The 14,296-nt window shown below is 60.3% G+C and carries 12 protein-coding genes; 8 read left to right on the top strand and 4 right to left on the bottom strand.

The annotated features are described in order from the left end of the window. Positions 1-180: 180 nt before the first annotated feature. Together NKH03_RS25660 and NKH03_RS25655 are read right to left on the bottom strand one after the other, a co-directional pair. Positions 181-1,197: an alcohol dehydrogenase gene (locus tag NKH03_RS25660; RefSeq protein WP_352869858.1), complete on the bottom strand. Its 1,017-nt coding sequence runs from the start codon at positions 1,195-1,197 to the stop codon at positions 181-183. Positions 1,198-1,302: 105 nt separating this feature from the next. Next, complete coding sequence (locus NKH03_RS25655) at positions 1,303-1,794, bottom strand: DUF302 domain-containing protein (protein WP_352876580.1); 492 nt, start codon at positions 1,792-1,794, stop codon at positions 1,303-1,305. Positions 1,795-1,971: 177 nt separating this feature from the next. On the opposite strand from NKH03_RS25655, the gene NKH03_RS25650 reads away from it, so the two are divergent. From NKH03_RS25650 to NKH03_RS25640, 4 genes are all read left to right on the top strand, one after another. Beyond that, positions 1,972-2,232, top strand: coding sequence for a hypothetical protein (locus tag NKH03_RS25650; protein ID WP_352869862.1), 261 nt, complete (start codon positions 1,972-1,974; stop codon positions 2,230-2,232). Positions 2,233-3,187: 955 nt separating this feature from the next. Continuing rightward, a complete protein-coding gene (locus NKH03_RS25645) occupies positions 3,188-3,676 on the top strand; it encodes a recombinase family protein (protein WP_502911003.1) in 489 nt (162 codons plus the stop codon). After that, positions 3,669-3,764, top strand: a complete 96-nt coding sequence (locus NKH03_RS35070; protein WP_502911002.1) for a hypothetical protein — start codon at positions 3,669-3,671, stop codon at positions 3,762-3,764. The genes NKH03_RS25645 and NKH03_RS35070 overlap by 8 nt, the downstream gene beginning before the upstream one ends. 70 nt (positions 3,765-3,834) lie before the next feature. Further along, on the top strand, positions 3,835-4,863 hold the full coding sequence (locus NKH03_RS25640) for an alpha/beta hydrolase family protein (protein WP_352869864.1): 1,029 nt from the start codon (positions 3,835-3,837) through the stop codon (positions 4,861-4,863). A 335-nt stretch (positions 4,864-5,198) separates the two neighbouring features. Here NKH03_RS25640 and NKH03_RS25635 read toward each other — a convergent pair whose 3' ends face one another. Then, positions 5,199-8,639, bottom strand: coding sequence for an AAA family ATPase (locus NKH03_RS25635; RefSeq protein ID WP_352971393.1), 3,441 nt, complete (start codon positions 8,637-8,639; stop codon positions 5,199-5,201). 290 nt (positions 8,640-8,929) lie between these two features. On the opposite strand from NKH03_RS25635, the gene NKH03_RS25630 reads away from it, so the two are divergent. The 4 genes from NKH03_RS25630 (at position 8,930) to NKH03_RS25615 (ending at position 13,827) form a co-directional block, all read left to right on the top strand. After that, positions 8,930-9,451, top strand: a complete 522-nt coding sequence (locus NKH03_RS25630) for a conjugal transfer protein TraD (protein ID WP_352876574.1) — start codon at positions 8,930-8,932, stop codon at positions 9,449-9,451. A gap of 24 nt (positions 9,452-9,475) precedes the next feature. After that, positions 9,476-11,521, top strand: coding sequence for a type IV secretory system conjugative DNA transfer family protein (locus NKH03_RS25625; RefSeq protein WP_352876572.1), 2,046 nt, complete (start codon positions 9,476-9,478; stop codon positions 11,519-11,521). 11 nt (positions 11,522-11,532) lie between these two features. Next, positions 11,533-12,621 carry an AAA family ATPase gene (locus NKH03_RS25620; RefSeq protein WP_352869868.1) on the top strand — a complete coding sequence of 363 codons (1,089 nt, stop codon included), beginning with the start codon at positions 11,533-11,535 and terminating at the stop codon, positions 12,619-12,621. A 429-nt stretch (positions 12,622-13,050) separates the two neighbouring features. After that, the gene (locus NKH03_RS25615; protein ID WP_352731729.1) at positions 13,051-13,827 is read left to right on the top strand and encodes a hypothetical protein; all 777 of its coding nucleotides are present in this window, start codon (positions 13,051-13,053) and stop codon (positions 13,825-13,827) included. 259 nt (positions 13,828-14,086) lie between these two features. On the opposite strand, the gene NKH03_RS25610 is transcribed toward NKH03_RS25615, so the two are convergent. Beyond that, positions 14,087-14,296 (bottom strand): hypothetical protein (locus NKH03_RS25610; RefSeq protein ID WP_352971391.1); only part of this gene is annotated, 210 nt, incomplete at its 5' end.

The raw sequence follows: 14,296 nt of genomic DNA, 5'->3' as shown, positions 1-14,296 counted from the left end.
CGAAAATACGGTGCGTGATCGGGACGCGATTGTACGATCCGCTACCTGCGGCTCGACAGCGGTACTCACTCGCACGTGAGAGGGCATCGGACGATAGAAAGAGGCGACGCCGGCGGGATGAATCGGCGGCGTCGCCTACATACGTTTGCCGAGGGAATATCCGCCGGCAGATGCAAAGAATCACATCGTCAGGACGATGCGGAACTTCGCCTGACCGGCCATCATCTTCGCGTAGGCGTCGATCGCGCTTGCGAGCGGCATCTCTTCGATGATTGCATTGACGCCCTGGAGCGCGCTGAACTTCAACGTCGTTTCGCTCGTGCCCGGATCGCCCGTCAGGGCGCCTTGGATCGATCTGCTTCCGAACAGAAGCACGTTGGTGGGAACCTCGACCGGCTCCGGCGTGGCCCCGAGCACGATAATCTGACCGCGGGGACGAATTGCCTTGATTGTATCCTTTGCAGCCGCGCCGCCTGATGCCGTGGCGAGCACAAGATCAGCCCCGCCGAGCTCAAGGAGCGCCTCTGCGACATTGCGCTTCGACGAGTCGATGTAGTGGTGTGCGCCAAGCCTCATGGCCAAGGCGCCGACGGCTTCACTTCTTCCGATCGCAACCACCTCATACCCCATGCGACGTGCATATTGGACCGCAAGATGACCGAGGCCACCGATACCAAAGATCGCGACCCGATCACCAGGCCGTGCATTCGAATTGCGCAGAGCGCTGAATGTGGTGAGGCCCGCGCAAAGGAGCGGTGCGGCCTCTACATTGGAGAGGTCGTCGGGAATGAGGACGAGGCCTGTCTCCTTTGCAATCATATATTCCGCGTAGCCGCCATCCAGTTGAATGCCGGTGAACTCTTGGTTCTCGCAATTAACGAGATGGCCCGAACGGCACTGTGAGCAGTGGCCGCAGCTCCCACCCAGGAAGCCCACGCCAACGCGCTGTCCGGACTGCCAGCCTTCGACGCCGTCGCCGACCACATCGATTTTTCCGACAACTTCGTGGCCCGGCACGCGCGGCCACTGGATGGGGAAGGCACCTTCGACGGTTGCGCCGTCCGAGTGACACACGCCGCAGGCCTCAACCTTGACACGGACAAAGCCGGCCGGCGGATTGCGGAGTTCCTTGCGCACGAACTCCAGTTTTCCAGGCGAGACGGCCTGGCATGCGAGATATGTTGTAGGTTGCTCCATTGCGTTCTCCAGTTCGCGATCGAAACTGGGCGAACCATGTCAAATACCCGAGGGGAAAAATTGTATCTATCGGTACTTTCCGCCCGGCCAGCTTTCCCCAAGACGTCACGAAGCCGCCTCGACGAGGATATTCAAAACCTTCTGATCGAGCGCTCGCGCGACTTCGAGGGCCGGCTCGGATGAATAACTCTGCAGGCAGCTTTCCATTCGATCATAGGCCAGCTTCACTAAGCCGCCCTCCTCGTAAATCAAGATCGTCACGGGGGCATATGAGCCCGCATGTGGAACCGCAGCAACCATCTGACGCATGATAAGCGGGTTGCCAGCGACGATCCTGATTATTCTATAGGCTGCGGGGTTCCCATCCTTGCCGAGCGCGTCGCCCAGGTCATAAGTCGCGAACTCCATTAAGCCAGACGATCCGATCGTCGACTTGATCCGCTCTGAAAACCGAAGAAAGTCTTTTTCGGCGAGAATCTCTTCCAACGACAACCGATCCGTTCGTCCAATTCTCTCAAAAATTCGTTCCACGACGGTGTCAAAATCCACTTTGGACTCGATCACCTCGCGCTCTATCGCATTTTTGGAGTTCGTCATCTGTCTGCCTCCTATTCTATGCGGGTCATCCTTCAGGACGGCCGCCCACCAACCGGGGGAAGCAGATCTGAGCACCTGCCGACGCTGAGGTTATTGTAGATTTCGGGCCTGGGACGAACGCTTAATGAATTGAGTGCCGTTCGCCGGAGTGGCCGGATCGTGCAATACGGAGAGGGCATGCGCGGCCGATTTCTCGTGACCGCGCTCAGATGCGGATCAAACGCCGTCAACCGGAAGAGGAGAGACAATCGTGCCAAGATGGTCGATCAAAAATCGACTGAGGACGCTGTTGCGGGCTACAAAGGTCTGCTGCCCGGCGACGTCAAGAAGCGCGCCGGGTTATACGAGCCGTGCCCGCGCGAGAATGAACGCCTGGGCGAGGGTCTCCTGGAGACCTTTCCGGCAAGCGATCCACTCGCCTCCGGACGGTTTGACTGAAACCCTGCAACTAGGAGAACCCAGATGGACCATTTCGCCGAATCTCGCCGTAAAGCACCCCTAAAGACGGGCTTGTCACACGCTATAACCAGGGGCCAAGTTATTGATATGTCGATATAAAATCGAGTTCCATAAGATAGATTATGCGACTTTCACCAGTGTAAGTTAATATTTCTCCACTATTCAAAGTATGAATAGCTCGCGTTTCGAGTCTTCGAGCAATCACCTAGAGGAACTAGATCAAGTGTTCTGGCGGTCACTCTTACTCTAAGTCTCGATACGACGGATCGATATTACCAACCATCACCTCACCGCCCGATAAAACTGGACGGAAGACTCTGAACGCTTCTGAGCGGCGCGGGATTGCGGAGCAAATGGGCGTCCGGAGCGAGATCGAGCTACGTCCGGACAGGGAGTCGACGCACGAGCAAACTCGGGCCGACGCCAGGCGCAGCGGCCGAGCATCGAGGCCGAAAAAATGGCCGAGGATCCACGCCAAGTTTCATCGTCAGACCATCGGGCACATACATTTCGCCTGTCTGCTTGCGATCTCGCGCGCTTCGGCTTGTTGTTCCTCAATGGTGGCCAGTGGCTCGAAAAGCAGGTTGTTCCAGTCTCATGGATCAAGATATGGCTATCTATGGTGGATTGCACCGTCTGGTGGTCCGTTCGGGGCGGATGCTTATTCGCGTTGGGATCGGGGACAAGGGCTAGCAGTGATGCCCATCTATAATTTGGTCGTTGCCCAAATTATAGATGTGCACAAGGGGGGGGTGGACGTCTTGGTTCCAACCATTTCGCGCAACTTCTTAGGCAGATCGTTGCTACCTCGCATAATTCCTAAAACCTGCGACAGATCGGCCGTCCCCTGAAAATCAGGGGGTTTTTGTGTCGCATGTCTTTGTCGCAAGTGGTAATTGTCCTTGCGACATAACTTGCGAGGAAACCCGCCACGATGATGATTGGCTATGCCCGGGTCTACACCCAGGGCCAGGACCTCGACCAGCAGCACGCGGCGCTTGGCGCGGCCGGCTGCATTCGCCTCTTTGAGGAAAAGGTTTCCGGGGGAAAGCGAGACAGGCCCGAGCTTGTGAAGCTCCTCGACCATTTGCGCCCCGGCGACGTGGTGACGGTCACCAGGCTAGACCGCCTCGCCCGATCGACGCGCGACCTTCTCGATATTGCCGAGCGGATCAGCGAGGCCGAGGCCGGCTTGCGATCTTTGGCCGAGCCATGGGCCGACACGACGACGCCGGCCGGCCGCATGGTGTTGACCGTGTTCGCCGGCGTTGCGGATTTCGAGCGATCCTTGATCGTGGAGCGCACCAGCGGGCAGGATCGCGGCCAGGGCACGTGGAGTGCGGTTCGGTCCTTCCCCTGCCCTATCGGCCGACCAGGTCACGCACGCCCGTCAGCTCATCGCCCAAGACAAGCCAGTGACTGAGGTTGCACGGCTCCTGAAGGTGCATCGAGCAACCCTTTATCGGGCGCTAAATAGTGTGGAGGGATGGCCAGCCGCCTTTGTCGAGTGAATGAAGTACGGCGGGACTTCAGCATTGGTTTTATGATGATAGGTTTCCGACCTGCAAGAAAGGAGAGAAAATGTTCCGTTATCTAGCGCGCCGTTATGATCGTAAGCACGTTCTGAGATCATTAGAACGCCAGAGGCGTATTCATGATAAGGCGATTCCATTTTCTCGCGATGGCTCTGACGCATTGGTCTTCAATGAAATTTCCAAGGGCGAGATGTTTTTCGCGACGATATTTCCAGCTGTTCCGTTAAGGGAAGAATCGGATAGTGTTATCTTCCAATCTGATATTTCAACTGAAGATCAGGCGAACAATACGTTCGAATGCGTTGTTACCGACAGTGGATTTAAACAACATGCGCTTGTTGTGTTTCATCATTGGTATGCTCGGAACCGGTATCCGCGATTTTCCAAATACTTCGCTAGAAAGGGCATAACGGTTATTGAAGCTACACTTCCGTATCATTTTGGGCGAGCTTCGAATGACTATTCGGAGGAAAAACTTTTCAACGCGAATTTAGGGCGCACCGTCCAGTCGATGAGACAGGCTGTCCTAGATGGTCGTAAGATTGTTCGTTGGCTTTATAGTCAGGGGTATCAGAAAATCTCGGTTGTAGGGATGTGTTTGGGTGGCACTGTTGCGGGTCTCGTTGCTGCCCAAGAGCAGAAGGTTGATAAGGCGGTTCTCATGGTATCGCCGGGAAGCCCTGCTGATCTCGTCTGGACTGCGGAGACCATGACGGCCTTACGTGGTCGTATTGAATCGTCCATGTCACTGGAAGGGCTAAGAACCGCTTGGGGTCTCATCGATTTAGAGAAGCATCTTTTCGGCCTTACACGTCCTCGTCTGGATTTGATGTTCTTGCTCGGTAAGGACGATACGGTTGCGCGCCCAGGAGGCTCTGAGCGTCTCATTGAGTTGCTGGCGAAGTGCAATCTTCCACCTGAGGTCGTGCGGCTGAATTGTGGGCACTCATCTATTGGAATGTTCCCCTTCAATTTGATCGCGGCTCGGAAGGTTCTTCGTTTTTTGAAAGAAACCCCGACCCTGTCAGAGCTTTGGGAGGTTCGCGGGTTTCGCTACGACTTTAGCGAAGTTTGAGCTATTTGATGGCTCCGCGCCGGATCGCGGCCAGGGCGCGCGGGATGTGGTTCGGTCCCTCCCCCAACCAGGTCGCGCATGCGCGACAGCTCGTCAACGACGATTTCAAGCCGGCCGAGGTCGCCCGGCTCCTGAAGGTGCATGGCGCGACCTCAGCCCTCTCAGTTCGGCCGAGAGTACAAGAGCATCTTTGGCAACTCCCCGAATGCTGATCTGCAGCTCTGAACTGTACCGGGCCCATTTGTGACAATGAACGACCACCTTGCTTAAAGAGTAGTCATTCGCCGCGGCCTGCGACGCCGACGGGATAACGCAGCCGGCCCCACGGCGCTTCCCTACTGCTTCAGCCGTGTCGACTGAGATTCGCGCGCTGCAAGACGTTCAGTTTCGGCCTCTTGTCTGGACGCGACTTCACCCGATCGGGCTGCGGAATAGAGAGCCGCGGCCTCACCCAACCTGACCTGATCGGATTTCCGCACGGATGGATGTTCAAACGATTTGCCCGAGGCTGTCGCACGAGCGATTTCGCGTGCGCCGTCTTCACCGAAACGGACTTCAATCGATTTCTTGAAGGTGGCGATCTCCCGTCTGACCTCCTGATCGGCTGACACCGCCTTGAAGGCTTCGGCCCGCTCGCGATCATCCTTGGCCATTGCAATTTTTTCCAGGGCAGCTTTCGCCCGATCAGAAACATCTCTCACCTCAACCGCGTCAGCCTTGAGCTGCTTTTCGACCTGGGTGCGATAGGATCGTTCGGCTCGGTTCTCGAACTCGGCGGTCCGGACAATGTTCGGGCCAATCGCGGCGGCAGCCTGTTCAGCGGCGGTCCGCTCTTCCCGCGCCCTGGCACCGGCGAAGAACCCTTCCCTGCCTCGCAGCTCGCCGACCAAGCTGGTGTCCGCCGATATCCGTTGTGCAGCACTTGTCGGACCGTCTCGAGCAATGATCTCGTCGAGACGCTGCGCCGCCGATTTCGGATCACGGTAGGCGGTCTCCAGATAGATTGAGCGAGCCTCGCGCTCGCGCTGTACATCCGCATCGCGACTGACAGCAGCGGCGATGCTTTTTTCGTCGATCGATCGCCCAAGGCTGTCGCGGCGCACGCCACCAGCAGCCACATCCTGGAACGCAGCTATCAGTACCCTGACGTCCGCTGGCCGGCCGGCTGCGGTGCTGCGCGACCGCTCTTCATTTCTGCCATTTGGAACAGCCTGCCGATCTTCGGTTCCGCTTGCTACGACCCGATCATCGGCTGACCCGGGACGATCGCTGCCTCCTGCCTCTTTTGACTTCTGCGCCACGACGGGCTCAGGCGTCCCGCCTCGATGCTCAGGCCGACGCTGGCCCTCCGCGTCCTTGGCAATGGCGCCGGACTGCATCTCCGGTGTGCGCGGATCAGCCTGACGCATGTCCACCCGTGCTTCTTCAACAACTGAAGCCATCGGCTGCTCCTCTTGTTCCCTGCTTTGGTGAGCTTTCCCAACTTGCGACACTGGCCGGGCGTTCTCCGCCGCCCGTTCCTCGTCCAGCTTCGCCCGTTGTTCCGCGCTGAACTCGTCGCGTGTTGCATAAGCCACTGACGCCGACTTGATCTCGTTGCGACCGATCTGCCGGGCGAGCTGCCGCAAATCCCGGGCGGTCTGCGTCGCTACGAAGATCGTCGCGCTCTCACGCTGCCTAGTCAGCGCGACATAGCTCGAGGCGGCGCGCCAGTGATGCGTGTGCATGAGATAGGTGTGGTCAAGCGTCTTGCCCTGGCCCTTGTAGATCGTGCCGGCATAACCGTGCCGGAAGCCATTGAACTCCGAAGCATACCATTCGACCTTCCTGCCCTCCCGGCCCGCAGCTGCATCGAGCGAGACACTGATGCGGCCAAAGTTCCGGTCAATGCTGGTGATCACGCCGGCATTGCCGTTGTAGATGCCGGCGCCCTTCAGCGTATCCGTGAACTGCACCCGGTCGCCGACAGCGAATGCAGCCTCGCCGTGCTTGGTCGTAAACACAGAATCCTCACCGAACTCACCACGCTCGCGACGCACCGCGCGCAGATCCTTGTTCAGCGCATCGACATCCTTGTTGGTGTAGGCGAACACGAACCGCGATGCCGACGGATTCGAAGCAGCATCCCTGGCCCACCGCTCGACCAGTTTTTCTCGCAATTCATCCTGCTTCGACGTCCACACCACCGCCTTGTTTCGCGCGAAGGCTCGCAGCGCGTCTTCGAAGCGACCGTCCGAAAGATCGCGCGCCGCCTCTCTCTGCCAGTCGACCTTCTGACGCGTGACCTGGGTGATCTCGGACGATCCGTGCTCCTTCTTCAGCTCTGTGAACAGCCCGCCGCGCTCGATCGAGCCGAGCTGCCGGTCGTCGCCGGCCAGCACAACCTTGGCGCCCGAAAGCCGCGCTTCCCGCAACAACTCGCCGGTCACCTTGGCGTCCATCATCGCTGCCTCGTCGACAACAACCAGCGTACGATGGTCCCACTGCGCGCGGCCGTTCTTCAATCGGAACAGTTCGGCATGAACGGTCGATGATCGAGCAAACCCGTCCTCCTTCATCGTCTGCGCCACCGCGTTGGTCGGCGCGAGGCCGACCACGCGATAGCCGGCCGCTTCATGCGCATCGCGGATCGAACCAAGCGCAAAACTCTTTCCCGTCCCGGCACGCCCCTCAATTATTTTTAGCCCCCCGGACCCCGTCGCATGATCGAACGCAGACAACTGATCCGGCCGCAATTCCTGCACGGACACGAGCCGCTCGCGCGCCCTTGCCCCGACATCGCGATGGGACCCTCCGGCCACGCGCCGTGCATCGGCAAGCGCCAAAACCTCCTGGTCGCGCACCGCCCGCGTTGTCCAGCGTCCTGCACTCTCGCCTGTATCCCGGTCATGCAGCGCGAGCACATCGTCACGCCCGAGCACTTTGCCCTTAACCTCCGCCCGTTCGCCCTCATCGCGAATGTGCTTTTTCAGATGCCGGTCGAGATCGTACTCGGAAAAACTCGCCTGGTTGCGCGTGAGCACTGTGAGCACATGTTCAGGATCGCGCGCCGCTTCTTCGTTCGCCCGCCTGATATGCTCGGCCCGCACATTGACCTCCGCGCCCGGCGTGCGCATGCGGATCGGTCCGATGTGTTCCTGTGGCACCGCGCTGGTCGCATCCACCCGGATCGAAAGCCCCTGTTCGGCAAAATAGCGGTTCTGATGATCGCGCCACAGCGCGCCCCACGCTTCGCCCTCCGCCACGATCGCCCGTCCCCCGCCCCGCTTGATCACCGGATCGAGATCGCGCGCCTTCTTCGCCGCAAACCCGCCCTCGCCCAGCCGCCGCGTCGTGATCAACAAATGCGCATGATAATTGGCCCGCTCGCCCTCGCTCTCCGCCCCATGCGGCGCATGGACGTCAAGCTGCACCGCCAGCCCCTTCGAGACAAAATGTTCCTGCGCAAACGACCGCGCCAGCTCCACCCGGTCGTCGTGATCAAGCTCTTGATTGGCCGGCAACGCCAAGACGAGTTCCCGCGCCAGTTGCGCGTCCTTGCGCTTTTCCATGGCCTCGGCCGCGTTCCATAGCGCATCGCTCGACGCCAGCTCTGACGGCGCGCCTTCCGGCAACAGCACCTCATGATGCTCAGGCGCCTCGCGGTGCTTGAAGTAAAACACCTCGCCGGTGCGCTGCGCCTTGATTGCCTCGCGGCCGTTATAGGCGGCCGAGCGCACCGCGCTGCCGCCGTCGGAGCGTGAGATGTATCGGGCACGTGCGAAAGCGATGGCCATTGCCGCAGAATGCCATCACCAGCGCGCCGCCGCAAGCAAGCATTCGAAGAATGCATATTGCGTCTGCAATAATCCACCGACCGTGAATCGACAATCAATTGGCGTCTGCAATAATCCACCGACCGTGAATCGACAATCAATTGGCGATGTGGCAGACCCCATAGCGGCGGAACACGCCGAAGGTCCTGGTTGCATCCGCCGGCATATACAAAAGGGGGTTGAAGAGACGCGCCACGGCTGGCAAAGTCCCCTCGGGCTTGGCGGACGGAGAAAAGACGGAGATTCTCGTCATGGCCCGCACCTCGCTTGCCGAACGCATGAGCCGCTTGGAACAGCAGCGGGCGAAACTCGCCGAGCAGGAAGCAAAACTCAAGGCGGACGAACGCAAGCAGCGCACCCGCCGCCTCGTTGAAGCCGGAACCCTCGTCGAACGGGCCGGATTATTGGACCTAGAGGAAGCGGCCCTTTATGGTGGCTTGTTGTCGCTTGCCAATGACGCGGGCAACAGCGCAAAAATTACCGAGTGGATCAAGGCTGGCAAAACCGCGCTCGCTGGAGAAACAATCGGCAATGGCGCAACAAACGAACCGTTGACCCTCACCTTCCCCGCTCCGCTGCCGACCCCATTCGCGACCCGCCTGCGCGGCGCCGGCCTGCGCTGGAACAAAGTCATGCAGCACTGGGAAGGACTGGCGGAACACGACGCCGTCGCAGCATTGGCCGCGGAGCAGAACGGCACCCTACACCGCGTTCATTCCACCGCGCCGTCCAATCGGGAGCCGGATCGCGGCAGGAAGTCTGAACGCTCATAGCGCCGACGCCGAGGAGCCAAAAAAATGTTCGGGCGGCTGTCCTATGATCTCGTCAAGACACTGTTCAAGGCAACCTTCGCCATCCTGCCGCTCGTCATCTGGTACCCGGCCTGGCGCTACGCGCATGCTCTGTGGGGCGGCGCCTTGCTCGACTGGCATCGCACGGGTCTGTCGCCGGCATCGGTGATTTACAGACTTGGTTACGCGGCATGGCCATCGATCGCGCTACTCGGGCCGGCCATTACAATGGCGGCGGCTCTGCTGCTGCGTCGATCCGGCATGGTGCTGCCCCTCACTGCCATCGCCGGCGTGTTGGGCATGGCCGCGGCAACGGTTTTCACCGTCTGGCCGGAAGCGACACGACTGCTCGGCTACCGATCAGACTTTGCCTGGTCCGCCATTTTGAACGCAGCCGACATGGCCATCTTTTATGCCGGGGTTGTCGGCTTTCTCGCGACCACGGCCGGCGTCAGGATGCTGATGGGAAAATCGCTGCACGCCCAAAGCGTCAAGCCGGTTGAGCGTGCCTCCTCTGACATCTTTGGCCACGCGGACTGGATGGACATTCGCGAGTCACAAAACCTGTTCGGTGGTTCGGCCAAGTCGACAGCCAATCCGCGCTGCGGCGTCGTCATCGGCGAAGCCTACCGCGTCGATCAGGATGCGCCGGCCCGGCGCGGACAAAAGTTTGATCCGCGCGATCCAAAAACATGGGGCAAGGGTGGCAAGTCGCCTTTACTCACCTTTGATCTCTCCTGGGGCGGCACCCACGGCCTCGTCTTCGCCGGTTCGGGCGCCTACAAAACCGTCTCCGTCTGCGTGCCGACGCTGCTCACCTGGCGCGCCTCAATTGTCACCCTCGATCCCTCCTCCGAGCTGGCGCCGATGCTGACGGGCGCACGCACGGCGATGGGCCGGCGTGTCATCTCAATTGATCCGATGACGGGCAGCGGAGCCTTCAACGCGCTCGACTGGCTGACAAAAAGTTCGCCGCTCATCGATGGCGACATCCGCTCGGTCGTCGACTGGATCTGCGGCGAGAAACACACCGCCACCCGTGATGCGCCGCACGGCGCCTCGGGCAAGGCCTTCTTCGAGGGCCGTGGCAAGGCCATCGTCGAGACCCTGCTTTCCGACATCGTCTTCGACAAAAATCTGTCCGACGACAAACGCAATCTCGTCACTCTGGCGCAACGGCTCGCCTTGCCGGAGGCAAAAATGCGGAACGAGCTAGCACGCATTTTTGAACACTCCTCCTCGCATCGCGCCCGCCATCTCGCAGGCCAGTTGATGGGGCTGGTCGCCGAGACGTTCTCCGGCGTCTACGGCAACATGAGCGAGCAAACCGAATGGCTCGCCAATCCCGCCTACGCAAAACTGGTGTCGGGTAACAGTTTTCGCACTGCTGATCTGGTCGCCGGCAAGCTCGACCTCTTTATCAACATCCCGATGAAGGTGCTGGAATCGACGCCGGCGCTCGCCCGTGTCGTTGTCGGATCCCTGCTCAATGCCGTCTATGAGGCCGACGGCGTCTTGCCGGGCGGGCGTATCGTCTTCCTACTCGATGAGGTCGCCCGCCTCGGTTACATGACCTCACTGGCCCGCGCCCGCGATGCCGGCCGCAAATACGGCATTACGCTGGTCATGCTCTATCAGTCCGAAGGCCAGCTGCGCGAACAATGGGGCGATGGCGGCAAGAGCGCCTGGTTCGAAAGCGCTTCCTGGCGATCCTACGCCGCGATCGGCTCGCTCGAACAGGCCCGCGCTGTCTCCGAAGCGCTGGGCGAACATGGCGTCGTGCTGAACTCCGAGACAAAAAACCGGGGAAAAAGCGCAAAGCCGCTCGAGATCGGCACCGCCTCGACCGGCGCCTCGGAACAGCGCTCCGAGCGTGGCAGACGGTTGGCGACCGTCTCCGAAATTCTTGCCGATGCCAGAGCCGACGAGCAGTTCGTCTTCGTCCAGGGCCGAAAGCCGTTGCGCTGCGGCAGAGCGATTTATTTCCGCAGGCCGGAAATGGTCGCCAAGGTCGAGCGGAACCGTTTCGCGCCCCAAGCCGCGTCGGGTTGAGGCGGCAAGAGATGCAGCGCATTCTGGCCCCGATTATCCCTGGCCTTGCCGTCCTGATCGTCGTGCTCGCCCTGCTGGAAACCTATTCCGGCGTCATTCTTATCGTCGCGGTTATCGTCATGGGCTGGCGGCTGGCGCATGCTGCAAAGCATGGCGTGCCGGTATCGCCGAAATTCTCGAAGGGTGAATGGGACGCGCAAGCAGGCGTTGAACGGAAACCGGCTCTGCCGATCCGTGCAGCAAGACATCGGCCGCTCGATGACGTGCTGGCCGAACTCGACGCCATGACCGGGTGGCGCTCCGTCAAGGATGAGGTCAAGAAGCTGGTCGCGGTGCTGCAGGCCGAGCAGGAACGTCGGCGCCACGGCATCAACGCCGCACCCCCAAGCCTGCACCTGATCTTCCTCGGCAATCCAGGGACCGGAAAAACAACGGCGGCGCGTCTTATGGGCGAGATTCTTTTCGCACTCGGCCTGCTCAGATCCGGCCATGTCGTCGAGGTCGACCGCAGCCAGCTTGTCGCCGGCTATATCGGACAGACCGCAATCAAGACACGGGAGGCGGTCGAGGCGTCGCTCGACGGCGTGCTGTTCGTTGACGAAGCATATGCATTGGCCCCCGAGGGCCAAAATAACGATTTTGGCCGCGAGGCGATCGACACGCTGCTGAAGCTGATGGAGGATCATCGGGATCGATTGTGTGTCATCGCCGCCGGCTATACCGGTGAAATGCGCCGCTTCCTCGAAGCAAATCCCGGCCTGCGCTCCCGCTTCACCAGGACAATAATGTTCGAGGACTATTCGGCTGAAGAGCTGGCGGGGATTTTTCGCAACCTCGCCAACCGTGAAGGCTTTGTGCTCGACGCCCCGGCCGAGAACTCGGCTAACCTTGCCTGCGTCCGCATCCAACCAGAGCGTGGAGACGATTTCGGCAATGCCCGCGCAATCCGCACGCTTTGGGAAAGCACGCGCGAGGCGCAAGCCATGCGTCTTGCTACCCACGGCATCGGCAGTGCTGGCCGCGACGCCATCATGACCATCGAGCCAGGTGACATTGCGGCGGCGATAGCATCACACGAGCGGCAGGGATCAACTACATGACGGCTCAAACCCTCCTCTCATCTGTGCGAGCCACGCTGTGCGCTGGCTCCAACTTGTTCCCGCCCTGTTCCGGCGCGATCCGCTGTTCCGCTATGCCACGATCGCCGCCGTTCTGGCTTTGATCTTTCTGGCTATTAGTATTGTTCGGGATGTCGCCGGCAATCGCGACGGCCCCGTTGCCGGCGCTGGAAAGAACGCCGGCACGCCGACGTCGACTTCGGAAAAATTCGAACAGGGCAATGCATCTACAGCCGCAGGGTCGCGGACCCAACCGCCCGCGCCTGGATCAACCTCGGAGCCGGCTCAAGACCATACGCCTGCTGTCGCTCCAGGCCGGCCGCTGCAAGGAATAAAGGTGGCGCCCGCGCCGCACGACGATTTTGGAACCGTACCGTAGGAAGGATCATCCCCATGATGCAAAGAAAAAGCGTGGGCAGGCTGGCGCTCGGCATTGCAATCGCAGCGTTGAGTTTCGTTGAGGGCTCCGGCTTTGCCTTGGCGCAAGACCAGCAGGCAAACCAGCAGCAATTGGACCGCATCGAGCAAAAACTCGATCGAATTATCGAGCATCTCGGCATCCCCGGACAGGACGGTGCGTCGGCAAAGAGCAACGGCAGCTTGCCCGCCACCGGAAACGATGGCGCGAAGAAGCAGGCTTCCTCCGAAGCCGGTGCCAGCCAAGGTTACCAGCGGGGCGCGCTCGCCATCGCCCGGGTTGCGCCGGCCAAAAAAGACGATCTTCCAGAGATCCCTGCCGACAGCGTCGGCAGCTTTGTCTATATCGGCGGCGCCATTCCCCTCAATGAACTGTCGCGCAAAGGTGTGCTCTACACCGGCCTCACCTCAGTCGAACTCCAGGGCTGGCTGAAGGTCGCAGAACCCGGCCGCACGCAACTCGCCGTCGAATACCGCGCCACCACCGGATCCAACGTTTTTGTCAATGCCGGCTGCATAGCCTCGCTGTGGCTCGAAGATCGCTCGATCGGCTCCCAGCATGGTGAAATTCCGATGCCGGCCAGAGAGCAAAAAAGCGTCTCCTTCATCTTTGGCGCCGATCTTCACCCCGGTCTTTACAAGCTTCGCGCCTGGCTGGCCTGCACCGAGCCGCGTGACCTGCATGTTCTCAATGCCCAACTGCTCATCAAGACCCCCGCCGACATGAACCTGCGCATGATCGACAGCGGCGAATTGCTGCACCAGGGGTAGCAAAAGGTCATGGCGAGAACCAAAAAGCACCACAGCCGCCGTCAATCAGGGTCCGTCGAAACGGATGAACGAGGTTTTGAAAAGCCGATGTTCCGCAGGCCTGGCTTCAACGGGTTGTGTCTTTCGGTGAAATGGAAAAGAAGCTCAGCAAGCAAACGCCCAAAAGCCGCGAGATGCGCGGGCTCGCCGCGAACAGCTTGCCGCCATGCTGGGTCTGTCGACGGGCGTTCTCGCAATTCCGCGATCGCGGAAATCTCGGTTAAGCGCTCCCGCCCGTCTGCCTGTCGACCGTCCGCACCGGCCGATAGGCATTGGTCTTCAGCCACGCTTTGCATAAGAAAAGGCCGGCCCCCGCGCCGGCCGGCGCCGGCGAGTTGTGCGCGGTGTCCAGGGCCGGCGACGTGAGGGGTTTGCGGGCAAAAAGCACCTCAACCAGGCAGATATAAACCAAAACCGGCCCACCCGACCG

The sequence above is a fragment of the Mesorhizobium sp. M1406 genome (genome assembly GCF_040317555.1).
In the GTDB taxonomy this organism is placed as follows: domain Bacteria; phylum Pseudomonadota; class Alphaproteobacteria; order Rhizobiales; family Rhizobiaceae; genus Mesorhizobium.
Note: the sequence above shows the minus strand (reverse complement) of the source record. Positions and strands in the feature narration are given on the sequence as shown.

What these genes read in the sequence shown, in the direction of transcription:
- NKH03_RS25660 (WP_352869858.1), bottom strand. Translation starts at nt 1,197, where the DNA reads ATGGAGCAACCTACAACATATCTCGCATGCCAGGCCGTCTCGCCTGGA.
- NKH03_RS25655 (WP_352876580.1), bottom strand. Translation starts at nt 1,794, where the DNA reads ATGACGAACTCCAAAAATGCGATAGAGCGCGAGGTGATCGAGTCCAAA.
- NKH03_RS25650 (WP_352869862.1), top strand. Translation starts at nt 1,972, where the DNA reads ATGCGCGGCCGATTTCTCGTGACCGCGCTCAGATGCGGATCAAACGCC.
- NKH03_RS25645 (WP_502911003.1), top strand. Translation starts at nt 3,188, where the DNA reads ATGATGATTGGCTATGCCCGGGTCTACACCCAGGGCCAGGACCTCGAC.
- NKH03_RS25640 (WP_352869864.1), top strand. Translation starts at nt 3,835, where the DNA reads ATGTTCCGTTATCTAGCGCGCCGTTATGATCGTAAGCACGTTCTGAGA.
- NKH03_RS25635 (WP_352971393.1), bottom strand. Translation starts at nt 8,639, where the DNA reads ATGGCCATCGCTTTCGCACGTGCCCGATACATCTCACGCTCCGACGGC.
- NKH03_RS25630 (WP_352876574.1), top strand. Translation starts at nt 8,930, where the DNA reads ATGGCCCGCACCTCGCTTGCCGAACGCATGAGCCGCTTGGAACAGCAG.
- NKH03_RS25625 (WP_352876572.1), top strand. Translation starts at nt 9,476, where the DNA reads ATGTTCGGGCGGCTGTCCTATGATCTCGTCAAGACACTGTTCAAGGCA.
- NKH03_RS25620 (WP_352869868.1), top strand. Translation starts at nt 11,533, where the DNA reads ATGCAGCGCATTCTGGCCCCGATTATCCCTGGCCTTGCCGTCCTGATC.